The organism is Streptosporangium sp. NPDC087985 (assembly GCF_044741965.1).
Classification (GTDB): Bacteria; Actinomycetota; Actinomycetes; order Streptosporangiales; family Streptosporangiaceae; genus Streptosporangium.
In genome coordinates, this window is the sequence record NZ_JBIUTQ010000004.1 from 157,240 (window position 1) to 182,412 (window position 25,173).

A 25,173-nucleotide genomic window follows, 5' to 3' on the forward strand; every position below is an offset into this window, starting at 1 on the left:
CCTTCACCTGTCGCACCCTCGCATTGCCGTCCCTGCAGGCTCGCTCGCTCACGCCTTCTCCAGCTTCATGGTCAACATCACTTCTGTACCCTCGCCGGGTTCGGTCCGCACGCGGGCGCTGCCGCCGTGGCGCTCCATCCTGCCGATGATCGACTGGCGGATGCCCATCCGGTCCTCAGGCACCTCTCCCATATCGAACCCGACGCCACGGTCCCGGATGAAGATGGTGACCTCCTCCGGTTCCGCCTCGGCATAGACCGAAATAACCGACGATTCAGAGTATTTCGCGGCGTTGACCATAGCCTGCCGGGCGGCCTGCATCATCGCCGACAGTTCCGGCGTCAACGGGCAGTCACCCACGCAGACCACCTCGATCGGCACGCCGTGCGCGTCCTCCTCCTCCGCGGCCACCCGGCGCACCGCGGCGGCCACCGACGCGTCGGCGTCCTGTTTCGGCTGGTAGAGCCAGTTGCGCAGCTCACGTTCCTGGGAACGGGCGAGCCGCATCACCTCGCGTGAGTCATGGGCGTTGCGCTGGATCAGCGTGAGCGTGTGCAGCACGGAGTCGTGCACGTGCGCGGCCACCTCGGCCCGTTCCTCCTGCCGGATGCGCTCGCGGCGCTCGCGCTGCAGCTCCTTCCACAGACCTGCCAGCCAGGGGGCCGCGATGAGCCCGGCACCGCCCACGACCACCAGCGTGAACATGATGCCGGACCGGGCCTTGCTCAGTTCGTTGTTGGCCGCCAGGAAGCCGATCGCGCCGACGACCACGAGCCCCAGGCCGATGAACGTGCGGACCCGGTTCCGCCGCACCTGCCCGACCGTGGTGCTCATCCACCGCCGCCGCCGGTCCGGGTCGGCCTGCTGCCACAGGATCAGCGAGCCGATCCCGCCGACCGCGATCGGCCAGGCGCCGATCCCGCCCGTCGAGGCGCCGGTGAGCCAGCCGAGGGCCATCAGCGCCACACCTATCGCGCCGTAGGCGACGAGCTGGCTCCAGTCCCGGCTGGGCTCCTTCCCCTCGTACGGCTCGCGCGGAGTGAACATCCACAGCGCCGCGTAGGCCACGGCGCCGATCCCGTCCAGCACTGTGAGCAGCACGAATGCCAGCCGCAGCACGACAGGGTCGAGCCGGAGCTGGGCGGCGGCGCTCTGGGCCACCCCCGCGACCAGGCGGCCCTCCACCCGCCTCATCAGCCGGGGGAAGGCGGGCTCCTCGGGGGCCGCGGGCGCCGCGTCGTGAACTGTCTGTCGGTCAGCCATATCGTTAGCATCGTCACATGTCGGAGCCACCTCGCGCATCCGGCGTTCCCCTGACCCGACCCTGAGAGAGGCTCGCATCCTCCGGGAGGACTCAGGGGTCTCCCGGATGCGGTCCCCGGTGGGGAAGGGCCACGATGGAAACATGACCGACACCGGGAACGAGCACGACTCGGCGAGCACCCCGTCCGACTCGCCGCCCGCATCCGCCCTCGCCGGAGAGCGCCCGCTCCACCGTAGCAACGAGGGGCGCATGCTCACCGGAGTCTGCGCGGGGCTGGGCCGCTACGCAGGGATCGATCCGGTGCTGTTCCGTGTCGGCTTCGCGGTGCTGGTCCTCGGCTCCGGAATCGGCGTCATGCTCTATGTCGCGGCGTTCCTGCTGATGCGGGAGACGGACGGCGGGCCGGGATACGTGGAGCAGTGGACCCGCCGTACGTTCGACAACGAGACCGTACTGGCGCTGCTGGGCTGCGTGTTCGCCCTCGGGCTGATCATCAATGTGTCCTCGGGCGGCATCGGCACCGGAACGGTCGTGGTCGGCACGCTGTTCGCCATCGCCCTGCTCACCGCCCACTCGCGCGGCGTCGACCTGTTGCCCCTGGCCCGCTCCCTGCCCGACCGGCTACGCGGCCGCCCGGCTCCGCACCCGCCCGCGGCCTTCGGTCCCGCCCAGCCGCCCGTCACCGACCCCTACTCGGCCGCGCGCCCCCATCCGGCCGCGCAGCCGCGGACCGGTTCGGTGTCCACCGCCTTCCACCCGGCCCAGGCTCCGCCCGCGCCGCAGGCCGGAAGCACGCCGGCGACCGAGGACGTCCCGTTCCCCGAGAACCTGCCGCAGGCCGAGAACGCTCCGCCGGCCGGGGACACGGCGTCCTACGGCCCCACCCCGTCCCCCGTGAGCACCCCGCCGGCCCCCCGCACCGCCGCCAGGCCGTCCTTCGACTCCTCCGGCGAGCCGTTCTCGCCCTACGGGCCCTACCAGCCTCTGGACCCGCGCATGCGGCAGCAGCCGTACCCCCCCTATGGCCTGTCCGGGTACGGCGGACCGGTCCGGACGGCGACCCGGCCGAAGCGGCCCCGGTCGTACGTCGGAGGTATCACCCTGTGCCTGGCCATGATCATTGGAGGGATCACCGTGGCGGTCCAAGCCACCTCGGGATCGGTCAACATGACGGTCGCCGGCGGCGCGGCGCTGATCACCATCGGCGGCGGGCTCATGGTCGCCGCCTGGTTCGGCCGGGGCGCCGCCCTGATCGCGGCGGGCATGATCATATCGATCGCCCTGGTCGCGGGGTCCACGCTGCCCAGCATGCCGAAGAAGTTCGGCAGCTACCACTGGGCCCCGACCAAGATGTCCGAGATCGCCGGGGGTTACGCGGTGGGCATCGGCGAGGGCACCCTCGACCTCAGCGACCTGACGTTCCCACCGGGCTCCCGGACGGTCCTGGAAGCGTCCGTCTCCGTCGGCCAGATCAGCGTGATCCTGCCACCGACAGCCCGGGTCGAGGTCAACGGATACACCAAGCTGGGCGACGTCAAGATCGACCATACGGTGGAGGGCGGGGCCGACATCCGGCACGACAAGGTTCTGGAGCCCGAGGTGACCCCGGAGGGCGACGCGGCGACCATCGTCCTGAACGTCAAGGCGGGCATCGGAGACGTGGAGGTGCGCCGTGCTGCCTGAGTCCGAGCGGACCGGTCCCGGCAGGTGGCATCGGACGGACTGGATGGCCCTGCTCAGCGGCCTGCTGTTCGTCGGGGTCGGGATCGTGTTCGTCCTCCGTCCGGCCGTCGAATCGTTGATCATGATCCCGGTCCTGCTGGGCGGCCTGGGCCTGGCCGGCCTGGTCGCCATCCTCGCCCGGGTGGCCCGGCGCTGAGCCGATCTCGCGGCTCTGTGCCTTCCTCGCCACAACCGGAGCCAGGGAATTCCCACCCTCACGGGTCGGATCTTCCTGCTTCGCGGACGATCCACGCCTGCCCAACCGCGTGGCACCGCGCCGCGCTTCCTCCCCGGAGCTAAAGTCCATGGTCTCCGCGCTGGAAGGATTCAGATGAACTTCACCGAGGAGACGGCCCGAGCCAAAGTTCAGGCCGCCGAGGATGCCTGGAACACGCGGGATCCCGAGCGGGTCTCGCTCGCTTACACGCCCGACTCGGTCTGGCGCAACCGGGACGAGTTCCTGACCGGGCGCGAGGAGATCAGGGAGTTCCTCACTCGCAAGTGGGCCAGGGAACAGCACTACGCGCTCCGCAAGGATCTGTGGACGTTCAGCGGCAACCGCATCGCCGTACGGTTCCAGTACGAATGCCACGACGCGGACGGCCAGTGGTGGCGCAGCTACGGCAACGAACTGTGGGAGTTCGCCGACGACGGGCTGATGAGGCGGCGCGAGGCGAGCATCAACGACCTCCGGATCAACGAGGCGGACCGCCGTATCTTTGGCGACCGCAGACCGAAGGAACTTCCATTGGCGTGATGCCAGGGGGTTGACCGGGCAGAACAGGGGCGTACGTTCACTTCTGTCGGTTCTCATTTCTCCTATCCCCCGCACGGGTGTTCTTGGAGGATGTATGCCCCGAATCACCGTCATCGTCGACGGCGTCACGTACGAGGACGACGTCGAACCGCGCCTCCTCCTCGTCCACCTGCTGAGAGATCGGCTCGGCAAGACCGGGACACCCATCGGCTGCGACACCGGCAACTGCGGCGCCTGCACCGTGATGCTCGACGGCAGGAGTGTCAAGAGCTGCTCCGTGCTCGCCGTACAGGCCGACGGGAGCGACGTCGTCACGGTCGAGGGCCTCGCGCAGGGGGGCGAGTGGCACCCCATGCAGAAGGCCTTCCACGCCGAGCACGCCCTGCAGTGCGGCTACTGCACCCCAGGCATGATCATGGCTGCGATCGACCTGCTCCGCGACGACCCGGACCCGTCGGAGGAGGCCGTCCGCCAGGGGCTTGAGGGCAACCTGTGCCGGTGCACCGGTTACTGCAACATCGTCCGGGCGGTACGGCGCGGCGCGGCGGAGATGTCACGGGCCGGGGAGCGGGCAGCGGAACGGACCGGGGAGCGGGCAGGGGAGCGGCGGGAGGTGCCGACTCCATGAGCGAGCAACTCGACGCCGGCCTGATCGCCGAGCAGATCGCCGAGAGCGGCCAGGTCAGCGAGCCCGTAGGCGCCCGCGAGGTCGGCAGGGCCCGCAGGCGCAAGGAGGACGCCCGGCTGGTCACCGGCCGGACCACGTGGACCGACAACATCCAGCTCCCCGGCATGCTGTACGTGGCGTTCCTGCGCAGCCCGATGGCGCACGCCCGGATCACTCGGGTGGACGCCTCGGCCGCGCGCACCCGGCCGGGCGTGGTCGCGGTCTACACCGGCCAGGACCTCGCCGGCGAACAGGGCAGCCTGCCGTGCGCGTGGCCGGTCACCGAGGACATCGTCATCCCCGCCCACCCGCCCATGGCGGTGAACGAGGTCCGCTACGCCGGCGAGGCGGTGGCCTGCGTGGTCGCCACCGACCGCTACAAGGCCGCCGACGCCCTGGAGGCGATCGAGGTCGACTACGAGCCGCTGGACGCGGTGATCGACATGACCGAGGCGCTCGCCGAGGGCAGCCCCAAGGTCCACGAGTCCGGCAACCGGGCCTTCACCTGGAAGTTCGCCGGAGGCGACATCGACGCGGCGTTCCGCGACGCCCCCGTGGTGATCGAACGGACCTACGTGCAGCAGCGGCTCATCCCGACCGCGATGGAGCCCCGCGCGGTCGTGGCCACCACCGACGGCGACGACTTCACCCTCTACTCCTCCACGCAGATCCCGCACGTGCTCCGCGTCATGCTCGCGCTGACGACCGGCATCCCCGAGCACAGGCTGCGGGTGGTCGCCCCCGACGTCGGCGGCGGCTTCGGCTCCAAGCTCCAGGTCACCGCCGAGGAGGTGCTCGCCCTGCTCATCACCAGGCGGCTGGGCAAGCCGGTGAAGTGGACCGAGTCACGGTCCGAGGGCAACCTGACCGTGCACCACGGCCGCGACCAGCTCCAGCGGATCTCCCTCGCGGCCGATCGGGACGGGCGCATCAGGGGCGTCCGGGTGGATCTCCTCGCCGACATGGGCGCCTACCTGATGCTGGTCACGCCCGGCATACCGCTGCTCGGCGCGTTCATGTACAACGGCATCTACAAGGTGGACGCCTACGACTTCACCTGCACCGGCGTCTTCACCACCAAGATGCCGACCGACGCCTACCGGGGCGCCGGACGCCCCGAGGCGACGTTCGCCATCGAGCGGGCCGTGGACGAGCTGGCCAACGAGCTCGGCCTGGACCCCGTCGAGGTACGGCGCCGCAACTGGATCACCCACGAGGAGTTCCCGTACGAGACGGTCTGCGGGCTCACCTACGACTCCGGCAACTACGAGGCCGCGACGGAGAGGGCCCTCGCGCTGTTCGGCTACGACAAGCTCAGGGCCGAGCAGGCCGACCGGCGGGAGCGGCGGGACCCGGTCCAGCTCGGCATCGGGGTCTCGACGTACACCGAGATGTGCGGGCTGGCGCCGTCGCGCGTACTGGGCTCACTCAGCTACGGCGCGGGCGGCTGGGAGCACGCCACGGTCCGGATGCTGCCCACCGGCAAGGTCGAGGTGGTCACCGGGACGAGCCCGCACGGCCAGGGACACGAGACGGCCTGGAGCCAGATCGTGGCCGACGCGCTGGGCGTGCCGTTCGGCGACGTCGCCGTGCTGCACGGCGACACCGCCGTCTCTCACAAGGGCATGGACACCTACGGCTCGCGCTCGCTGGTCGTGGGCGGCGTCGCCGTCCTGGCGGCCTGCGAGAAGGTGAAGGAGAAGGCCCGGCAGCTGGCCGCGCACCTGCTTGAGGCCTCCCCCGACGACCTCGAGTTCACCGGCGGGTCGTTCACGGTACGGGGAACGTCCGAGGGGAGGACCATCCAGGAGCTCGCGCTGGCCACCTTCGCCGCGCACGATCTCCCCGACGGCGTCGAACCCGGGCTGGACGCCGACGCCACCTTCGACCCGGACAACTTCTCCTTCCCGCACGGCACCCACCTGTGCGCGATCGAGGTGGACACCGAGACCGGCGCGCTCACGATCCGCTCCTACGTGGCCGTGGACGACGTGGGTTCCGTGGTCAACCCGCTGATCGTCGAGGGCCAGGTACACGGCGGCATCGCCCAGGGCATCTCCCAGGCGCTTTTCGAGGAGGCGGTCCACGACGCGGAGGGCAACCTGCTCACCACGACGATGGCCGACTACCTGATCCCGTCGGCGGCCGACCTGCCCGACTTCACCACCGACCGTACCGAGACCCCGGCGACCAGCAACCCGCTGGGCGTCAAGGGCGTCGGCGAGGCGGGCACGATCGCCTCCACCCCGGCCGTCGTCAACGCGGTCGTGGACGCGCTGCGCCCGTACGGCGTGCACGACGTGCGGATGCCGTGCACGCCCGAGCGGGTCTGGCGTGTGATCACCGAGGGAGGGACCCGATGATCCCCGCGCCGTTCGACTACATCCGGCCCACCTCCCTGGAGGAGGCCTGTCAGGTGCTCGCCGAGGCCGACTCCTCCGGCGAGGACGTCAAGGTGCTGGCCGGCGGGCAGTCCCTGCTGCCGCTGCTGCGCCTGCGGCTCGCCTACCCCACCGCGCTGGTGGACCTCGGGCGGCTGCCCGGGCTGCGCGGCGTGGAGGACCGGGGCGACCACGTGTACGTCGGCGCGCTCACCACGCACGACGAGGTGCTCCGCTCCGACGTGGTCAGGGAGCAGGTCCCGCTGCTCGCGCTGGCCACCGCCACGGTGGCCGACCCCGCCGTACGGCACCGCGGCACGTTCGGCGGGTCGATGGCCCACGCCGACCCCGCCGGAGACCTGCCCGCCGTCGCGCTGGCGCTGGACTGCGTGTTCGTCGTCCGGTCCAGCGAGGGCGAGCGGGAGATCCCGGCGGGTGAGTTCTTCGTCGACTACCTGGAACCGGCGCTCGGCCCCGGCGAGGTGCTGCTCGGCGTCCGGGTGCCCAAGCTCGGCCCGGGCTGGGGCTTCCACTACGAGAAGTTCCACCGGACGGCGCAGGCCTGGGCGATCGTCGGCGTGGCGGCGGCCGTACGGCGTGACAACGGGACCATCGGGGAGGCGCGGATCGCGCTGACCAACATGGGTCCGACGCCGGTGCGGGCACGGGCGGTGGAGACCGCGCTGCGCGGGGTGAGCCCCGCCCCGGCCGGTGAGAACGGGGCACGGGACCCGGTCAGGAACGCCTGCGGTGAGGCGGATTCCGGCACCTCACCCCCGGCGGATCTGCACGCCGGACCCGACTACCGCCGCCACCTGGCCCGGGTGCTGACCTGCCGGGCGGTCAGAGCGGCGAGCGGCTGAGCGGCGTTTCGCAGGCCGGGAGCCCGCCTCCCGGCCTGCCGGGCAGGCAGACTGGTAGTGCCGCCGCGCACGGTCAGCAGTGTCGCGGAAGCGGGCGATGGACAGGGAGCGGATCGATGGCGATGCGATTCGAGCACGAGTTCACGGTTCCGGTACCGGTCGAGCAGGCGTGGTCGGTGCTGCTCGACGTCGAGCGGGTGGCGCCCTGTCTGCCCGGGGCCGCCCTCGACACGGTGGACGGCGACTCCTTCACCGGCCGGATGAAGGTGAAGGTCGGGCCGATCACGGTGACCTACCTGGGTGACGCCACCTTCGAGGACGTGGACAAGGACGCGCACGTCCTGACCATCAAGGCCGCCGGCAAGGAGTCGCGGGGGGCGGGCACCGCCGGCGCCACGGTCACCGCGCGGCTGTACCCGGCCGGTCCGGACACCCGGGTCACGGTCGAGACCTCCTTCAGCGTGACCGGCCGTCCGGCCCAGTTCGGCCGGGGCCTGATGGCCGAGATCGGCGAAAAGCTGATCGACAGGTTCGCGGCCAACCTCGCGGAGCTGCTCAGGGAGCATCCGGTCACGGAGAACGTCCCTGCCCCTCCTCCGCTGGCCACCGTGCGGGACGAGGCCGAGCCGGTCCGCCATCTCACCGCCGTCCCCTCTCCCCCGGAGACGGCGATGGTGGAGAAGGCCCGCGGCCTCGACACCCACCCGGCCGGCACCGCCCGCACCTCCCTCACCCCCGAGGAGGAGGCCCTCGACCTGATGGAGATCGCGGGCATCCCCCTGCTCAGACGCGCCGCCCCGGTGGCCGCCGCCCTGACCGGGCTCGTCCTGGCCGGCTGGCTGGTCCGCCGCACCCTCCGCCGCCGTCACTGAGGCCCCGCCCCTGCCTCCGTGACGGATCCACCCGGGCGAGCGGGCGGTCTGGGTCGGAACCGGTCAAGAAGGAGACAGTAGTTCACAAGCCACACAAGGTTACTTTTAGTTACGGGAATATCTCTAAATGTGATCAATACGCCCGACTGCAGTGTGGTGGTCATCACCTACAACGACGCCGCGCGGCTGCCCAGGGCCGTGCGGTCCGTGCTGAGGCAGTCGCTGCGGAACGTCGAGGTGATCATTTCGGACGACGGGAGCACCGACGGCACCGAGCGGGTCGGGCGGAAGCTCCAGCGGGAGGACTCCCGGGTCCGCTACCTGCGCGGGGAGGTCAACAGCGGCGGCTGCGGGGCGCCGCGCAACAGGGGGGTGGCGGCGGCCCGCGCGCCGTACGTCATGTTCCTGGACAGCGACGACCGGCTGCCCCGGCACGCCTGCAAGAGCATGCTCTGCGAGATCGAGCGGACCGGCGCGGACTTCGTCACCGGGCAGATCTCCCGGCTGTACGAGTGGAACGGCAGAACGCAGCGCTACTACCCGGACCTGTTCGCCCGGCGCAGGACCGTCGAGGGGATCGCGCGGGAGCCGGAGCTGTTCCTCGACTCCTTCAGCACCAACAAGCTCTACCCGGTCGGACTGCTGCGGCGGCTGCCCTTCCGGGAGGACCTGCACTACGAGGACCACATCTTCACCACCGAGCTCTACTGCGCCGCACGGCGGTTCGCCGTGGTCCCGTGGACCGTCTACCTGTGGCACCGGTCCGTGGAGAAGGACGAGACCCGGCTGTCGATCTCGCTGAGCATCGAGGAGATGGACAACGTCCGGCAGCGGATCAGGGCGGCCCGGCTGAGTGACGGCATCCTGCGCGACCACGGCCTCGCCCACCTGGTCCCCGAACGCCAGCACCGCTTCCTCCGCCAGGACCTGCGGGTCTACCTGAACCCGCTGCCCTCTCGTGACCCCGCGTGGGCCGAGGAGTTCTCCTCCCTGGTCCGCCCCTACCTGGAGGAGATCGATCCGAAGGCCTTCGTTCCGGTCGAGCCGGTCATCCGGGTCTGCTGCGGCCTGATCCTCGACGGCCGGTCCGACGAGCTCGTGGTCGCCGCCCGGTCCCTGAACGGGCCGAAGGCCGCGCCGCGCTCCGCCGTACAGGAGGGCGGCCGGACCTACTGGGGCACCGTCCCCGCCGAGAAGATGGACATCACCTCGCTGCGGATGGCCGAGCTGCCCTACACCGCGGCCCGGCTCCGCCACGAGGCCTCCTTCACCGGCCAGGGCACCCGGGTCACGCTGACGGTCAGGACCTATGACCCGTTCGGAGTGCTCGCGGCCAACCCCGGCTGGACCGCGTTCCTGGGGTTCAAGGATCACCGGGTGCCGCTGGCTCCGCGCGAGCAGGACGACGGCAGCCACCTGAGTGAGGTGACCGTCGACCTCGCCGCGCTCAAGCACGGTCGCCATGGCCCCCTGGGCTTCGACGGCCGGTACGACCCGCTGGTCGGGATCGTCCGCGCCGACGGCCGGGTGACCACCGACCCGCTGCTCGTCGAACCCGCCGCCGAACCGTTCAGCGCCCTCCTCCCGGGCCACCGGGTCACCGTCATGGCGGAAGGGACGGCGGCGGTCCTGCGGGTACGGTGGCAGCGCCGGAGCCTGCTCCGTCCGGTGTCCCGGCTGGGGCGGCTGGCCCGCGGGGTGATCCGCCGGGCGGGCCGGACGGACGTGAAGCTCCGCGTCTACAAGGGACTGCTCAGAATCGTGCCGCCCCGCGAGGACCTGGCGCTGTTCGAGTCCGACGTCGGTGCCGGCTACACCGGTAGCCCCCGCTACGTCTACGAGGAGCTCAGGCGGCGGCGGGCGCCCCTCGACATGGTCTGGTCCGTCGCCAGGAACCGGCGGAACTTCCCCTCGGACGCCCGGCTGGTCCGGCGGATGAGCTGGCGACATCTGTGGACCATGGCCAGGGCGGGCTACTGGGTGGACAGCCACGGCATGCCGCTGGCCTATCCCAAACCGGCCCGGACCCGCTACCTGCAGACCTGGCACGGCCAGGGCATCAAGTCGGTGGGGTTCAACGCACCGGACCTGCGGGCCGACTTCCCCGGGCCGCGGGCGCAATGGCGGGCGGCGGTGGCCCGGTGGGACGCGCTGGTCGCGCCAAGTGCCGAGTTCGAGCGGTTCTTCCCGTCCTCCCACGGGTACGAGGGGCCGCTACTGCGGTACGGCTCACCCCGGTGCGACGTGCTGGTCCACGGCGACGACGAGGCGGTACGGCGGGCGAAGGACCGGTTGGAGATCTCCCCGGGACGCAGGGTGCTGCTCTACGCGCCCACCTACCGGGACCAGGACAGGTCCTCGGGACGGTCGATCCGGGCCGACCTGGCCATGATGGCCGAGGCGCTCGCCGACGAGTGGGTGGTGATCCTCCGGCCCCACCCGGTCGAACGCTACGAGGTGCCGGAGCACCTGCGCCACTTCGTCCGCCCGGCCGGCTCCTATCCCGAGGTCAACGACCTGATGCTGACCTCTGACGCGCTGCTGACCGACTATTCCTCACTGATGTGCGACTACGCGATCACCGGCCGTCCGATGCTGTTCCTGATCGACGACTGGGACGAGTACCGCGGCGTGGAGCGCGGGGTCTACCACGACCTGCCGGCGATCGCCCCCGGCCCCTGCCTGACCACCACCGAGGAGCTGGTCGAGGCGCTGCGCGGCCTCAACGAGGTGTCCGCGTCGTTCGCCGCCAGGTACATCGAGTTCCGCAGGACGTGGTGCGCCGACGAGAAGGGCAACGCCTCGGCGAAGGTGGTGGACGCCTTTTTCGGCGGGGTGCGGGCCCGGCCTCCCGCACGGGCCGCCTCGCGCGTCACCGCGCGGTGGCCGATCCGGCCGCCCTCTCCGGAGCGGTGGCCGATCCGGCCGTCCCCGCCGGAACGGTCGTGGTGAGCGGCGGATGAGTTCCGTGATGTTCGCCTGCATGGACGCCGACACGCTCGGCGGGATACAGCGGGTGACCCACACCGTGGCGCAGGGGCTGGCCGAGCGGGGGCACGACGTGCACGTGGTCGGGCTGCATCGGGCCGGGAACCCGTTCCGCTACGTGGAGCGGCCCGGCTACCGGCACCACGTGATCCACCGTACGCCGGTCGGCGGGCTCTCCCCGCTGGGCGTGCGCCGGGAACGCCGCCGGCTCGGCAAGCTGTTCCGGGAGCTGGAGGCGGGGTTCGCGGTGCTCACCTCGCCGGGTGTGGTGACCCGGCTGGGACCCCTGCTGCCGGAACACCTGCTGCCGCTCGGCCAGTACCACGGCTCCTACGAGCACGCGCGGGGGTCCTGGCACTTCGACTCGGTCAGGAAGCACTACGGCGGACTGGAGAAGGCGGTGTTCCTCAGCGAGGACGACGCGTGGCTGTTCTCCGAGCACGGGTTGCTCCCCAACACCTGGGCCATCCCCAATCCGCTGCCCACCTGGCCGGTGCGGACCGCCGGCCTGACCGGCCACCGGGTTCTCGGGATCGGCAGGTTGGCGGGCGTCAAACGGTTCGACCGGTTGGTCTCGGCCTTCGCGGAGGCCGGTCGCGCCGTGGACGGGGACTGGGAGCTGCACCTGATCGGCGAGGGTGCGGAGCTGGAGCGGCTCCGCTCGCACGCGCGCGCGTGCGGGGTGGCGGACCGGGTGGTGTTCCGCGGTACGGTGCCCGCCGCCGGAATGGGCCGCGAATACCTGGCCGGGTCGGTGCTCGGACTGTCCAGCGAGCACGAGGGACTGCCGCTGGTGCTCGGCGAGGCCGCCTCCTACGGCGTGCCCTCGGTGGCGTTCGACGTTTCGGGCGGGGTGCGGTCGCTGCTCCTCGACGGGGAGACCGGCCTGCTGGTGCCGCCGGCCGATGTGACGGCCTTCGCGGCGGCCCTGGCCGGGCTGATGGCCTCGGTGGACGAGCGGCGGCGGCTGGGCGCCGCCGCTCGTGCGCACGTCGAGGTGTTCCGGCTGGAACGGGTCCTGGACCGGTGGGAGGCCCTGTTCGACCAGGTCACCCGCTGAGCCCCGGACCGGGCGCCCCCGGCCTCCGGACCGGCGGGAGGGCCGCCCGGCCGTACGGCGGAGGCCCCTTCGGTCAGGTCACCTGTCGGCCGTGACGGGTTCGTTGCGCGGCTGGGGCACTCCGGCCAGGACGAGCTGGCCCGAGGTGAGCCGTGCGCCCAGCGGGTTCGGCTCGCGGAGCCGTATCAGCCGGTCGAAGGCCACCCGCTTGACCCGGGCCAGTTTCCGTTTGGCCGCGGTCCGCTCGTAGGCGACCATCCGCGAGGTGTCGGTCTTCGGCGCTCCGCTGAGCTCGTAGCCGTAGGTCTCCAGCCGGTCTCCGAGGACGCTCTCGCACAGCGAGATCTCCCAGGGATCGAGCCGCTTCCTCCACGAGCCCGACCGCGAGGTCGTCACGTCCTCGTGCGTGAGCGAGTGCCAGGTCTTGCGCGGGGGACAGGCAGCCTCGGCCACCGCTTTCGGCTCGCACATGGCCGGGTCGAAGTTCTCCCCGAGGAACTCGCACAGCCTGCGCAGATGGGCCTCGGGATCCGTCGTCAGGTCCTCGTAGCGCAGCTCGTGGTAACTGCCCTCGGGGAGCTTGGGCGCGCCGTGCCGGGCGAAGTCGATCGCCTCGGCCCAGGCCGCCACCGCGCTGTAGACACTCCCGTTGTACCAGGGCATCTCCTTCAGCGACGCGACGCAGTCGCGGCCGTCCCTGATCAGGTGGACGAACTGGGCGTCCGGGAAGAGCCTCAGCAGCACGTCGATGTTCTGGAAGTACGACGGCCGCTTGTCGCCCCAGCGCGGCTTGCCGTGCTGGACCGCGTAGGAGCGGAGCACGATGCCCAGCGCCGAACCGAGCGTCGGCGGTCCGGCGACGATCTGCCGGATGACCTCCTCGCCGTCCAGGCCCAGGTCGTGGAAGCGCGACTGGCGGCGGTTGACCACCCACTCGGCCAGCTCCCGCCTGCGTGCCGGGTCGTTCAGATCGCCGAAGTGCAGTCGCCGCTGGTAGGCGGTGACCAGGAACCGGGTCTCCGGGGGAATCGCGATGCGGGCGTGGGCGTGCGTCATGAGCTGCAGCATCGTCGTCCCCGAGCGGGGACAGCCCACGATGAAGATCGGTCGATCCGATTGCATTGTCAGACCTTCGCCAGCTCGCCCAGTTGCCGGGTGGTGAGCTGCGCGGCCACCGGACTCGGTTCGCGGAAGCGGTTCAGGCGGTCACGGAACTCCTTGCGCCGGCGGGCCCAGCGCCGTTTGGACGCCGCCCTCTCGCACGCCTCGACGTGCTCCTTGGTCGCCTTGGGGGCACCGGTCAGTTCGTAGCCGTTGGCGGTCAGCCGGTCGGCCAGCACCGTCTCGCAGACCGCGACCTCCCAGGGCTCCAGCCTGGTCTTCCACGAGCCCGCCCGGGCGGTGGTCACGTCGCCGTGGGTGTTGCTGTGCCAGACCTTGTGCTCCGGGATCGCCACCCTGCCCACGTGGTACGGCTCGCTCATCGCCGGGTCGTAGTCCTCGCCGAGGAAGTCGCACAGCCTGCCGAGTTCGGTCTCCGGATTGGCCGTCAGGTCCTCGTAGCGCAGCTCGTAGTAGCTGTCGGCCGGAAGGTTCCTGGCGTGCCTGCGGCCGTAGTCGATGGCCTCGGCCCAGTTGGTCACCGCGTGGAAGACGTCCTTGGTGTACCAGGGCATCTCCTTCAGCGACGCGACGCAGTCGCGGCCGTCCCTGATCAGGTGGACGAACTGGGCGTCCGGGAAGAGCCTCAGCAGGAGGCCCACGTGGTGGAAGTAGCTCGGCCGCTTGTCACCCCAGCGGGACTTGCTGTGCAGCTCGGCGTAGGAGCGGAAGGTGATCCCCATCGCCGAGCCCAGCGTCGGCGGCCCGGCCGCGATGTTCTCGATCAGCTCTTCCCCGTCGAGCTTGAGCTCCTTGAACTTGGTGTCCTTGTCGCTCACGATCCATCGGCCCAGCCTGCGCCGGTTCCCCTGCTCACGCAGGTCCCCGAAGATGAACCTGCGGTAGTAGCCGGGCACCAGGAACCGCGTCTCCGGAGGCACCGCGATGCGCGGATGCGAATGCAACATGAGCTGCAACATGGTGGTGCCGGAGCGTGGGCAGCCGATCACAAAGATCGGTCGGTCGGACTGCATGACAACGAACCCCCGTAAAAGATGATCAAACAGGTACGCGTTGCGCGTTCTCCGGGCGTGGCACAGGAGGCGCGACCCGCGTGAACAGCCACATTCGGTAGATCAGAAAGACTTCGTTCAGCAGAAGGAGCGTCCCCGCCACGATCGAGACGGGCAGCAGCGCCGCCACCCCCACCAGTGGAGCGATCACGAACACCGCGGCGTGGAACTCGATGCCGCTGATCAGGTGGGTCCGCACCCGGTGACGGACGAGGAACCGGCTGATCCTGCGGCGCACGGTGAGCGCCCGGGGCGCCCGGGGCGCCCGGGGGACCCGGGGCGTCCCGGACATCCCGGGTGGCCGGGGCTGTCTGGGCACCACCAGTCCCGCGTTCGCCTGGGATTCCAGCCTGTTCTCCTTGACCACCTCTCGCACGCGCTTCATCTGCGGCGCGTTCACGTAGCGGAACAGGTCAAGGACGGCGATCCCGGCCCCGAGCATGATGTAGGCGTCGTCCCCCGTCGCCGCGTACTGCCCGAACGCCAGCCCGGCCGCGCAGCAGACCACCCTGATCCGGTCGCCCACGTAGTCGAGCCATAGGCCGAACGCGGTCCCCGTCTCCTTGAGCCGGGCGATCTTCCCGTCCATGCAGTCGACCATGAAGCTCACGTAGAACAGCGCGGCCCCCGCCACGAGCTGTCCGAACGCGAAGCAGACGGCCGAGCCCATCCCGAGGACCAGCGACAGACGTGTGAGCCCGTTGGGGGTGATGGCCGTGTGATTGGCGACGAGCAGGGTGAGCCTGCACGCCACCGGATCGACCATGTAAACCGTCCACCAGGAGTCTTTTCGTTTGCGGGTCGCGTGAACGTCGTTCAACGAATAGGCCCTCATGCGTCCCAGCATGGCCACCCCGCGTGATCAATGGATGACACTCGGACGCCAAGAGAGGATCTCCATACCGGTTTTTGACCAGCAGCGTCACCCCGGGATGACCGCCCCTGTGAGGTTCCCTCGCGACGCGATCGGGCGGTCGCCGGGCAGGCCCCCGGAGAGCCGTCCCGGCCGGGTCATTCCCGGAAGACGTGGTCGACGACGCGTGCGGCGGCGTTTCCGTCGTCGAGACGGCAGAACCGTTCCCTGAAGCCGCGGTAGGCGGCGGCATGGGCCGAGACGGTCCCGTCGAGGTCGGCCAGCACGTCGATCACCTCGTCGGCGGTCTCCGGCAGGGGCCCCGGAACGTGCTCCGCCGGATCGAAGTAGAAGCCGCGCTGCCGTTGACGGTAGTGCTCCAGGTCGCGGGCAAAGAAGATCATTGGACGGCCGGTGCCCGCGTAGTCGAACATCAGCGACGAATAGTCGGTGATGAGAACGTCGGCGATGAGCAGCAGGTCCGTGACGTCCGGATACCTGGTGACGTCGGCGAACCGGGGGTTCAGGCTGATGGGCCTGACCGTCCTCGACGTCCGCGGGTGGTCGCGGAACAGGAGGACGTGGTCGTCGCCGAGCGCCTGGAGCGCCCGGTCGACGTTCAGCCGGATGTCCGGGTGGTGCCTGCCGCCCGAGAACACCTGGTCGTCCCGCCAGGTGGGCGCGTGCAGCACCACGCGCCGGTCCGGCGGGATGCCCAGGGCCCGGCGCACCCGCGCCGCCGCCTCCTCGCTCCCGGGCCGGTGCAACAGGTCGTTGCCGGGACGGCCGGATTCGAGAACGGGCCCGCCGTACCGGAGGGCGCCGGGCAGGACCGAGGTGCCGAAGGAGCTGGGCGAGATCAGCAGATCCCACCTGGCCACCTCTGCGGCGAGCCTGCGCAGCCGGTCCGTCCGGCTGCTGAAACGGCCCTCGGCGATGTCGTGGGCGACGCGCTTGAGCGGGGTGCCGTGCCAGGTGCGGACGTGGACCTGACCATCACGCTTGGTGAACCAGCTCGGCGCCCTCCCGTTGGAGATGACATGGCCGGCCTGGGCCAGCACCTCATAGTGGTCCCGGCTGTCGCGCAGCACGACACGCGCGTCCCCGGGCGGCCGGACCTGACCGTCGGCGGAGATCCACACGCACTCGCGGCCGTCACCCCTGCGCCGCAGTTCCTCGTATATCGCGCGCGGGCTGCCGGAGTAGTGACGCCCCTGCCAGGACTCGAACACCACGAGATCCCGGAGTGGCTCCTTCCGGAAGGCCGGGTAGTCCCGCTCCGCCAGACGCCGCTGGGCGTGGTTGCCCGCGGCGGCGCCGAGCGCCGGCCGGACGTCGACGGCGATGCCGTTCACGCGGTACGCCCGCACCCGGAACGTTTGCGTCCCGGCGGTCTGGACGGCGGGCAGATCAGTGAGGAGGCTCCTGGCCGGCCTGACGGGGTACAGCTCCCCTCCGGACTCGACCAGGATCTCCCACCGGCCGCCGGTGAGCGGTACGTGCTCGCCGTACAGTTCGAACCGGGTCAGCGGGAACACGCAGGAGAACCTCTCCCCCTCCCACTCCAGCGGCACGTGGTGCGTCCCGCCCCCGCCCACCTCGCGCAGGACGAGCCGGGCCCGCGGGTCCGTGACCCCGGCGTACCGTCCCGTCAGGCGGATGCCGTCGTCCGCGTCCCCTCCGATCTCGGTCACCAGCGGCCGGATGGGACGGACCACCACGCTGAGGGGGCCGAGCGCGGTCGCGACGACACCGACCTCGCGGTCCCCCGTGGTCACATACGCCTCGGCGCCCAGGGGTCCGGCCGCCAGCTTGCGGGGCCTGCCCGGTCCGGCGGTGACGGAAAGATCCCACCGGGGGTCGGGATCGATCTGCGGGCCGGCGGTGTCACTCCCCTGTGGGTCGGCCGGAAGCAGTTCCGCGACGGGCAGCCGGGCGCTGAAACCGGCCCGGCCACCGCCGAGGGGGACGCAGCGGGCGGGGACGCCGAACTCCCTTCCGCCGCGGCGTAGCCGTGCCAGCAGCGTCCCGCTCGACTCGGCCTGGATGTCGGACGTCACCCAGCCGGACACCTCGAACGTCCCCTCGCCGCCCGGCCGGACCTCCGCCTCGGTGTGGACCGGCTGCACCCTGAACAGGACCTCGTCGTCGGCGTTCACGTCCACGTGCAGGCCGACCCCGGGGAGCACCGGGATGCCGGGGGACCGGCGGACGTCGCTGCTCGCGGTGGCGGTCAGCGGACCGGACCGCCGTACGGCCTCCGCGGTGACCTGGACCTCCAGCTGCCAGCGGGTCTTCCTGGCGGCCTGGGCCAGCACGGCGAGGTCGAGGTCGACCTCGAACCCCGACCAGTCGTAGCAGTTCACGCCACGGCGGGAGGTGGCGGTCACGTCCGTGCGGAGCAGCCGCTGGACGGGCAGCTCGATCACGCGCTCGGTCCGGGTGTTGCGCAGCGTCACCGTGAGGTCCGACGACTCCTTCCGTGGCAGGTCGATGCCCCTGATGTAGGCGCGGCCGGACACGCGGAGGTGGTCGCCGCCGTCCCGCAGCTCGATCTGGTCGACCCGGCAGACCAGCGGGAAGTCACTGTCACCCGCGCGGAAGACCTCCTTGGGCAGCACGCCCCTGTGCATCATCGGGTGGTCGGCGTACCAGCCGAACATGCGGCGCGTCATCCCGTGGAACACGCCCTCCTGCCGTTCTGCCAGCACCTCGGTGAACTCGTCCGTCCGGCGACGTCTCAGCAGCTCGAACACCAGGCGCTGCTCCCAGGGGAGCCCGGACAGGATGCCGGGATCCATGCGCTCGACGAGCGCCCCCGCGTTCTCCACCAGCCGCTCCCGGTAGTCCTCGTCGGCGTCCAGGACGGCGTTGACGTAGAGGGTGAGATCGCTGCGGAGGACGAACTCGTCGAACTGGCGCCGCAGCGCGGGGGACGCGTGAGCGGACAGGAAGGCCTGGACCCGCGTTATCGACGCGATCCGGTCCTCCAGGTTGCCGGGGACGGTACGGCTCTGCGTGATCGACGGGTCTCCGGCCTCCCGCTGCCGCCAGCAGTAGACCACGTCGCCGAGCACGTCGACCGAGCGCGCCAGCACATGGGCCGGGATGGTGACGGGCGCGTCCTCGTAGAGCCCGGCGGGGAAGCTGAAGCCGTGCTCCCGGTAGAAGTCGTGGCGGAAGACCTTGTTCCAGGCCGTGCGGTCCAGGAGCAGCTCGGGGCGGAGATTGACGTGCGTCTGCCGTACGGTCTCCCGGAAGGGCCGGGAGTGCAGGCCGGAGCGCCAGGTCTCGACGGAGTTGAGAAAGAGGACGTTGCCGCACGCGAAGTCGGAGCCCGACCCGCGCAGTGAGGAGACCAGCAGCTCGTGGGCGTCGACGGGCAGCACGTCGTCGCTGTCGACGAAACACAGGTACTCACCGGTCGCGTGGAGCGCCCCCGCGTTCCTGGCCGGTCCCAGGCCGGCGTTCTCCTGGTGGATGACCCGGAAGCGGTGATCCTTCTCGGCGAACGCCTTGGCGATGACGGCGCTGCCGTCGAGCGAGCCGTCATCCACGCAGATGACCTCGGAGTCGCGGAGCGTCTGCCTGGCGATGGACGTCAGGCATTCCTCGAGATAAGGCTCCACATTAAAGAAAGGGACCACAATACTCAGAAGCGGCGACAAAGCGTCAGCCTCCAACATCCGTGAAATACGGACCTACCTGGGTGATCCAGACGGGATCCGGAGCGGGTCCGGGCACGCTCCCTCTCCCTGAGAATGAGGAGGGTGCCTGACAGACGCTCGGAGCATGCGGTTAAATGGCGCGGCTCTGGCCGATCCTTGACCACCTCGGACCGCCCGGCGTCCGATGTCCTCGCCGGGATGCGTGAAGGCCCGCAGACCCGCCGAGCGGCGGATCCACGGGCCTTCAGGACGTGCCGGGCCCCCGTCGGGGGCCGGTCAGACCAGATCCCAGGTGAGTGGGGTTCCCCGGACGGCGTCACGGCGGAACGTCCGGCCGACGACCGTCGTGAACGCGTCCGGCGGGAGCCCTCCCGCCGGGCGGATGGAGCGGACGTTGCTCTCCGACGCCACGTCACCGGCACGGACGTCGGCCACGACGTACAGGGACCGGCGGAAGCGCCTCCCCTCGCTCTCCGCGGAGACGGGGCGGACCACGGCGCTGCCGAGCGCCTGCCACGCGCGGTCGCTCTCGACGACGAGTGCCGACAGCTCGTCCGGCTCCAGCGAGAACGCCGCGTCGACACCCCCTCCCGCCCTGTCGAGCGTCACGTGCTTCTCGATCACGCACGCGCCGAGCGCGACCGCGGCCACCGCGGCGCCGATGCCCGGAGTGTGGTCCGACAGCCCGACCGGCAGCCCGAACGTCCTCGCCAGCGCGGGTAGCCGGCGCAGGTTGCTGTCGGAGACCGCCGCGGGATAGGCCGCGGTGCATCCCAGCAGGACGAGGTGCTCACATCCGGCTCCCCTGGCCGCCTGAACCGCCGCGTCCATCTCCCCCAGGCTCGCCATGCCCGTCGAGATGATCAGCGGCTTTCCGGTCCGCGCCACCCGGCGGATCAGCGGAAGATCCACGATCTCCGACGATGCGATCTTGTAGGCGGGCGCGCCCAGGCTCTCCAGAAGGTCCACGGCCGTCGGGTCGAACGGGCTGGAGAAGACGGTCAGCCCCAGCGACCGCGCCCGCTCGAAGATCGGCCCGTGCCACTCCCAGGGCGTGTGCGCGCGCTCGTAGAGATCGTAGAGACGCTCACCGCCCCACAGGTCGTGCCCCCGGGACACCCGGAACGACGGGCCGTCCGCGTCGATGGTGATCGTGTCCGCGCGGTAGGTCTGGAGTTTGAGCGCGTGCGCTCCCGACGCCGCCACCGCATCGACGATCTTCATCGCCGTGGTGAGATCGCCGTCGTGGTTCCCGGACATCTCCGCGATGACGTACGGCGCCGCCTCGACGCCGACGGACCTCCCATTAATGATCATCTTCGCTCCGCTCGACTCTCAGCGCCATGTTCCCGCGCGAAGTGCGCGTCATCTGGATCCGCCACCCGCCCGTCTCCCAGTCGGGGAGGTCCTGGAGGGCCACGGGCATCCGCAGCGGCTTGCCGTCGGCCATCCCGGACAGGAACATGTTCCAGACGGCCGTCTCCTGCTCGACCCGCAGGTCCTCGGCGGGCACGCCCACCACGAACTCCCTACAACCGTCCCGTGCCGGGGCGGTCTCGACGGGATAGGTCCGCACGAGACCGTCCATGACGCTCATCACCAGGGTGACGCCCTCGGCGTTCTCCTGTTCGGCGTGCCAGCCGAGGATCCGCAGCCGGTCCCCGACCGGCTCGCACCCGGTCACCGCCGCTCTCGGGCGCCTGACGGTGAGGACGGCGGCCCCCTTGTCGTCCGCGAGAGGCTGGACCCACATCCCGGCGTCCGTCTCGCGGGGGGCGGGTACCGGAGCGTGGTTGCGCAGCCGGGCCTCCCGGACGATCCCGTCCACGGTGAACCTGACCCACAGCTCCCATCGGGAGGCCTGTCCGGAGAGCGGCCCGGGATCACAGTCGAAGGCGAACCCCAGGTCGTCCCGTTCCACCGGCAGCTGCAGCACCGTGCCGGTCGCGCGGTCGTACAGCCACACGTCGATCGAGCACGACGCGGCCGCCCTCACCATGACCCCGGGCAGTTTCACCCTGCCCTCGCCGCGCAGCCTGCCGTCGCGCCACTCCCAGCTCTCCAGCCGCCCGGTCATCGTGAGCTCTCGCGAGACGTCGAAGACCCAGCGGGGGATCCCGTACCCGCGCCGGAAGGGGTAGTCGGCATACCATTTGCGCCGTGACAGCAGGCCTCGCCGTACGCGGGCCTCCTCCATGCTGTCCCGCTCGAACCGGACCGCCTCGGCCAGCTCCGTGACCATGCGCCGGTGCATCAACTGGATCTGCAACCGGCGGATCGCGGGCAGTTCCAGGTGCGCGTTGCGTCCGACGGTGTCGAGGTAGGAGCAGACGACCTCCAGCAGGAGGTCGGGCTCGACGCCCGCCGCGAGCGCCTCGACCGCCACCCGGAGGTCGTTGAAGAGGGTGTCCCGCTCATACACACGGCGCAGCCCCGGAGTGTGCTCCTCAAGGAACCGCGCGGTCTCGGAGACGGAGATCATGAGATCGGTGACGTTCTCCGCGCGGAAGCGGCGCTCGGTGATGGACCCTTCGCGCAGGCGCCAGATGTAGACGACCTCGGAGAGCACGTCCACGGCCCTGGCGCGCACGTGGGCGGGGATGGTCACCGGCATGTCCTCGTACAGCCTGGCGGGGAACTCCATGCCCAGGGTGTCCCAGAACGAGCGCCGGAAGACCTTGTTCCACACCGAGCGGTCGAAGAGCAGATGCACGTTCCGGGTGATGTGCGTGCCCGTCTGGGCCCTTCTGAAGGCGTTGCGGTGCGCCCAGGACTGGATCAGCCCCTCGGAGGTGAGCCGCTGCACGTTGCCCGACGCGATGTCGGACCCGCTCCGCTCCAGGGAGTCCACCAGAAGCTCATAGGCGCGCTGAGGCACGATGTCGTCACTGTCGGCGAAAGCCAGGTAGCGCCCCGACGCGTACTTCACCCCGGTGTTCCTGGCGGGTCCTAGGCCCTGGTTCTCCTGGACCACCACCCGGAAACGGGAGTCCTGCGCCGCGTACTCCTTGGCGATGACCGCGCTCGCGTCCGTCGATCCGTCATCCACGCAGATGATCTCAAGATCGTCGAGTGTCTGGTCCCTGATCGACGTCAGGCACTCCTCGAAGTACGGTTCGACGTTGTGGTACGGAACGACCACACTGAGTTGTGGCATACAGCCTGCCCCCCGGAGATGTTGGACTAACGTGCGGCGCTTCGGACGGGCCGGCGCCTCAGGCCCGATTGGCGCTCCGGCCCGAACCGGCACCGAACATCCGGCGCACCGGCCCGAGGGCCGCCGCCGAAGCGGTGATCACGCGCCCCACCCGGAAACCCGCCGAGGACCGGATCCTCTCGTCACGCCGTTCCGCCTGCTTCACGGCACGGACGGCCTTCACCAGCTTGGCCTCGGCGGTGTCCAGGTCACGCTCAAGCATGGTGATCTTCTGCTGGGCCTCCTCCAGCCGCGCGCGCAGCCGTCCCCTGGCGGCGTACAGCTCCCGGTAGCTCTCCCGCCATCCCCCCGGTCCGCCGTGGCTCTGCCCGCTCTGGTCCGGCCCGCTCTGGCCCGGCCCGTCGTGACCGGGCCCGTCGCCGGCGGCCCCGTCCTGGACCGGCCCGTCCTCGCCGGTCCCCCCGTCCTGGGCGCCGTCATCCTGGGAGCCCGCCAGATCGGCGTCGATCTCCGCGTCCAGCTCCGCTCCCCGGCGGACGATCTCCAGGTCTGCCGTCCTGCCCATCATCGAGAGCAGCGTCAGCGTCAGCCGGTCGGTACCGAGCTGCCAGGACCAGGGGTGCCACAGCCCCGAATCCAGCAGCCGCACGGCGAAGTGGCGCATGACCCTGGCCAGGACCACATCGGTGTCGAGCTCGCCGGGGAGCTGCCAGCTGGCGTCCAGCATCGCGAACCGGGTGCCGTCGAAGATCACGTTGTCGGCCACGGCGAAGGCCGTCCATCCCGGCACCTTCCCCTCGCCGCCGTGGCCCTCCATCCACCGCAGGAAGAGCGCGAGGACCTCGCGGATCGCGACGACGTCGTTGCGGGCACAGGCGGCCATGAGGATCTCGGCCAGGAACCGGCCCTCGGGGATCGGCCCGTCGAGCAGTCCGGGCGTCCGTATCACCCGCCCCGACACGCGCAGCGTCCTGTCGCCGCGCGCCCTGCGGACCCATCCTCCCTGCGCCGCCGGAGCCAGCTCACAGGGCAGCCGCCAGTAGGGAGCGGCGTCGGCGTCCATGGTCAGCGCCACCGGCGTGGTCGCGCAGCGGCCACCGGCGGCATGCGCCACGACCACCCAGCGCGTCGCGATCCGGGCCCCGAGCCCACCGGCCATCGCCATCCGGCACAGATGCCGCGAGTCGTAACCCGCCGGGGGCGTGCCGAAAACCCCGGCGCAGGCGGCCACGGCGAGGGCGGTCGGCGCCGAGGCGTTCTCCAGGGCCGAGACGTCCAGCAGGAGATGCGGCCCCGACGGATGACCGTATGCCGCGTAGCTCCTGCCCAGCGTGAGACCGGAGCCGTCCAGAAGACCCGTGAGCTGCTCCAGATTCACCGGCCGGGACTGGTCCAGCTCCGCGGCGGCCCAGTCGTCGTCCGCACGCTCGTGAACCTCCGAGGGATCTCCGGCGAACCGGTGGACGCCCAGCGGGTTCTCCACGCCCAGCACGAGCGTCCCCCCCGGGGCGAGCATCCCGGTGAGCCGCCTCAGCGCCTCGGACCAGGAACCGCCGGCGTGGTCGAACGACATGAGGCGCTCGACCCCGTCAAGGGCGATCACCACGTCGAACCCCTCGGGGAACGCCGCCTTCTCCAGGCTCCCGCAGTAGACCGTCGCCTCGTGCTGCTCCGCCAGGCGGCAGGCGTCGGAGTAGGAGCGCAGCAGCACGCTCAGCTCGCACGCGCCGGCGACCGGCTCGTCGAGGAGGGCGGCCGGGTGCGGCCCCGCGACCAGGACCCGGGCACCGCTGGGAAGGAGGGGGCGCAACAGTTCGCCGAGCACTCCGGCACCGGGAGATCCGTCCCGTTCGGTATCGGACCACTCAAGCATCTCTCCCCCTATGAGACGGACTCGGGCCACGGCGTCGTCACAGATCATCGCTCTCCCCCGGCCATCCGAAAACGGTTCTGATCTCCTCGGGGGACACCAGGTACTTGACCCCCAGCTCGTCGTCGGCGATCTCCCGGGCTGCGGCGAGCGAGACCTCGGCGCCGTGAAGCTCCGGCCACAGCCGCCGGATGCGAGCGACCCCGCCGTGCATCGGGTCCTCGTCCGCCAGGACCATGGGGTTGCCGTACACGGCCGGTTCGCATCCGGCCGCGATGCCGTGGAACACGGCGGTGCTCAGCCGGTTGGACGCCACCCGCCGATGACGGCGGAGCTCGGCGAGCTGCCGGTGCGGGAAGAGCGGATCGGTCCCCTTCTTCATCCAGCCCCGGGCGCCGTGGCTGATCACCCGGAACCCCGCCTTCTCGTAGAGGCTCCGGATCTCGGGCATGCCGAACTCCAGCCAGTAGAGGCAGACGGTGACCGTCCCCTGCTCGACCTCACGGATCTCGTCGATCAGCCGCCGGTGGTCCCCGTCCACGTGCTGGCGCTCCCAGCCGTGGAAGGGGTACCAGATCGTGCCCTCCCGCGCCGTTCCCGGCTCCTCGGGCTCCATCCGCGTCAGGTAGAGCCACGGGGCACCGATCGGGTAGTAGTCGCGGCGTCCCCGCGCCCAACCCCGGCGGCGCATCGTGTCCGCCCAGACGAACTTCGGTGTCGCCGGAACATATCTCTCCCGGGGGCCGAACCCGTCCAGGGCATTCCATCCGTGCTGGAGGTATCCGTTGATGCGGGGCGGCCTCCGCCGGTCCAGCCCGCAGTACCGGGCGAAGACATGGGCATGCCCGTAAAAGTGGTTCGTGTGGTGCATCGTGCC

18 protein-coding genes are annotated in these 25,173 nt (G+C 70.8%); 9 read left to right on the forward strand and 9 right to left on the reverse strand.

The window, feature by feature from the left end; translation table 11 throughout:
- Positions 1–48: 48 nt before the first annotated feature.
- Entirely contained in the window at positions 49–1,263 is a 1,215-nt protein-coding gene (locus ACIN94_RS11855) for a PspC domain-containing protein (RefSeq protein ID WP_400703453.1), read from the reverse strand.
- Between the two features lie 142 nt (positions 1,264–1,405).
- On the opposite strand from ACIN94_RS11855, the gene ACIN94_RS11860 reads away from it, so the two are divergent.
- From ACIN94_RS11860 to ACIN94_RS11900, 9 genes are all read left to right on the forward strand, one after another.
- Complete coding sequence (locus tag ACIN94_RS11860; protein ID WP_400703455.1) at positions 1,406–2,947, forward strand: PspC domain-containing protein; 1,542 nt, start codon at positions 1,406–1,408, stop codon at positions 2,945–2,947.
- On the forward strand, positions 2,937–3,143 hold the full coding sequence (locus ACIN94_RS11865) for a hypothetical protein (protein WP_400703458.1): 207 nt from the start codon (positions 2,937–2,939) through the stop codon (positions 3,141–3,143). The genes ACIN94_RS11860 and ACIN94_RS11865 overlap by 11 nt, the downstream gene beginning before the upstream one ends.
- 174 nt (positions 3,144–3,317) lie before the next feature.
- Positions 3,318–3,743 carry a nuclear transport factor 2 family protein gene (locus ACIN94_RS11870; RefSeq protein ID WP_400703461.1) on the forward strand — a complete coding sequence of 142 codons (426 nt, stop codon included), beginning with the start codon at positions 3,318–3,320 and terminating at the stop codon, positions 3,741–3,743.
- A gap of 94 nt (positions 3,744–3,837) precedes the next feature.
- Positions 3,838–4,371 (forward strand): (2Fe-2S)-binding protein, encoded by a 534-nt coding sequence (locus tag ACIN94_RS11875; RefSeq protein WP_400703464.1) that lies wholly within the window; start codon positions 3,838–3,840, stop codon positions 4,369–4,371.
- Complete coding sequence (locus ACIN94_RS11880; protein ID WP_400703467.1) at positions 4,368–6,773, forward strand: xanthine dehydrogenase family protein molybdopterin-binding subunit; 2,406 nt, start codon at positions 4,368–4,370, stop codon at positions 6,771–6,773. Before ACIN94_RS11875 ends, ACIN94_RS11880 begins: the two co-directional genes overlap by 4 nt.
- Entirely contained in the window at positions 6,770–7,654 is an 885-nt protein-coding gene (locus ACIN94_RS11885; RefSeq protein WP_400703470.1) for an FAD binding domain-containing protein, read from the forward strand. The genes ACIN94_RS11880 and ACIN94_RS11885 overlap by 4 nt, the downstream gene beginning before the upstream one ends.
- Before the next feature lie 116 nt (positions 7,655–7,770).
- Positions 7,771–8,526 carry an SRPBCC family protein gene (locus tag ACIN94_RS11890; RefSeq protein ID WP_400703473.1) on the forward strand — a complete coding sequence of 252 codons (756 nt, stop codon included), beginning with the start codon at positions 7,771–7,773 and terminating at the stop codon, positions 8,524–8,526.
- Between the two features lie 129 nt (positions 8,527–8,655).
- Entirely contained in the window at positions 8,656–11,478 is a 2,823-nt protein-coding gene (locus ACIN94_RS11895) for a CDP-glycerol glycerophosphotransferase family protein (protein WP_400703476.1), read from the forward strand.
- Between the two features lie 7 nt (positions 11,479–11,485).
- The gene (locus ACIN94_RS11900; RefSeq protein ID WP_400703479.1) at positions 11,486–12,574 is read left to right on the forward strand and encodes a glycosyltransferase; all 1,089 of its coding nucleotides are present in this window, start codon (positions 11,486–11,488) and stop codon (positions 12,572–12,574) included.
- Positions 12,575–12,652: 78 nt separating this feature from the next.
- Here the strand turns inward: ACIN94_RS11900 and ACIN94_RS11905 are convergent, their stop codons facing one another.
- The 8 genes from ACIN94_RS11905 to ACIN94_RS11940 form a co-directional block, all read right to left on the reverse strand.
- Positions 12,653–13,696: a sulfotransferase family protein gene (locus ACIN94_RS11905; protein WP_400703482.1), complete on the reverse strand. Its 1,044-nt coding sequence runs from the start codon at positions 13,694–13,696 to the stop codon at positions 12,653–12,655.
- 2 nt (positions 13,697–13,698) lie between these two features.
- Positions 13,699–14,709, reverse strand: a complete 1,011-nt coding sequence (locus ACIN94_RS11910; RefSeq protein ID WP_400703485.1) for a sulfotransferase family protein — start codon at positions 14,707–14,709, stop codon at positions 13,699–13,701.
- Between the two features lie 25 nt (positions 14,710–14,734).
- Entirely contained in the window at positions 14,735–15,583 is an 849-nt protein-coding gene (locus ACIN94_RS11915) for a CDP-alcohol phosphatidyltransferase family protein (RefSeq protein ID WP_400703488.1), read from the reverse strand.
- A gap of 176 nt (positions 15,584–15,759) precedes the next feature.
- The gene (locus tag ACIN94_RS11920) at positions 15,760–19,287 is read right to left on the reverse strand and encodes a CDP-glycerol glycerophosphotransferase family protein (protein WP_400703491.1); all 3,528 of its coding nucleotides are present in this window, start codon (positions 19,285–19,287) and stop codon (positions 15,760–15,762) included.
- Between the two features lie 258 nt (positions 19,288–19,545).
- Entirely contained in the window at positions 19,546–20,586 is a 1,041-nt protein-coding gene (gene pseI, locus ACIN94_RS11925; RefSeq protein WP_400703494.1) for a pseudaminic acid synthase, read from the reverse strand.
- The gene (locus tag ACIN94_RS11930; RefSeq protein WP_400703497.1) at positions 20,576–22,426 is read right to left on the reverse strand and encodes a glycosyltransferase family 2 protein; all 1,851 of its coding nucleotides are present in this window, start codon (positions 22,424–22,426) and stop codon (positions 20,576–20,578) included. Before ACIN94_RS11930 ends, pseI begins: the two co-directional genes overlap by 11 nt.
- Positions 22,427–22,484: 58 nt before the next feature.
- Entirely contained in the window at positions 22,485–24,299 is a 1,815-nt protein-coding gene (locus tag ACIN94_RS11935) for a class I SAM-dependent methyltransferase (protein WP_400703500.1), read from the reverse strand.
- Positions 24,300–24,336: 37 nt separating this feature from the next.
- Positions 24,337–25,167, reverse strand: a complete 831-nt coding sequence (locus tag ACIN94_RS11940) for a hypothetical protein (protein WP_400703503.1) — start codon at positions 25,165–25,167, stop codon at positions 24,337–24,339.
- Positions 25,168–25,173 lie beyond the last annotated feature (6 nt).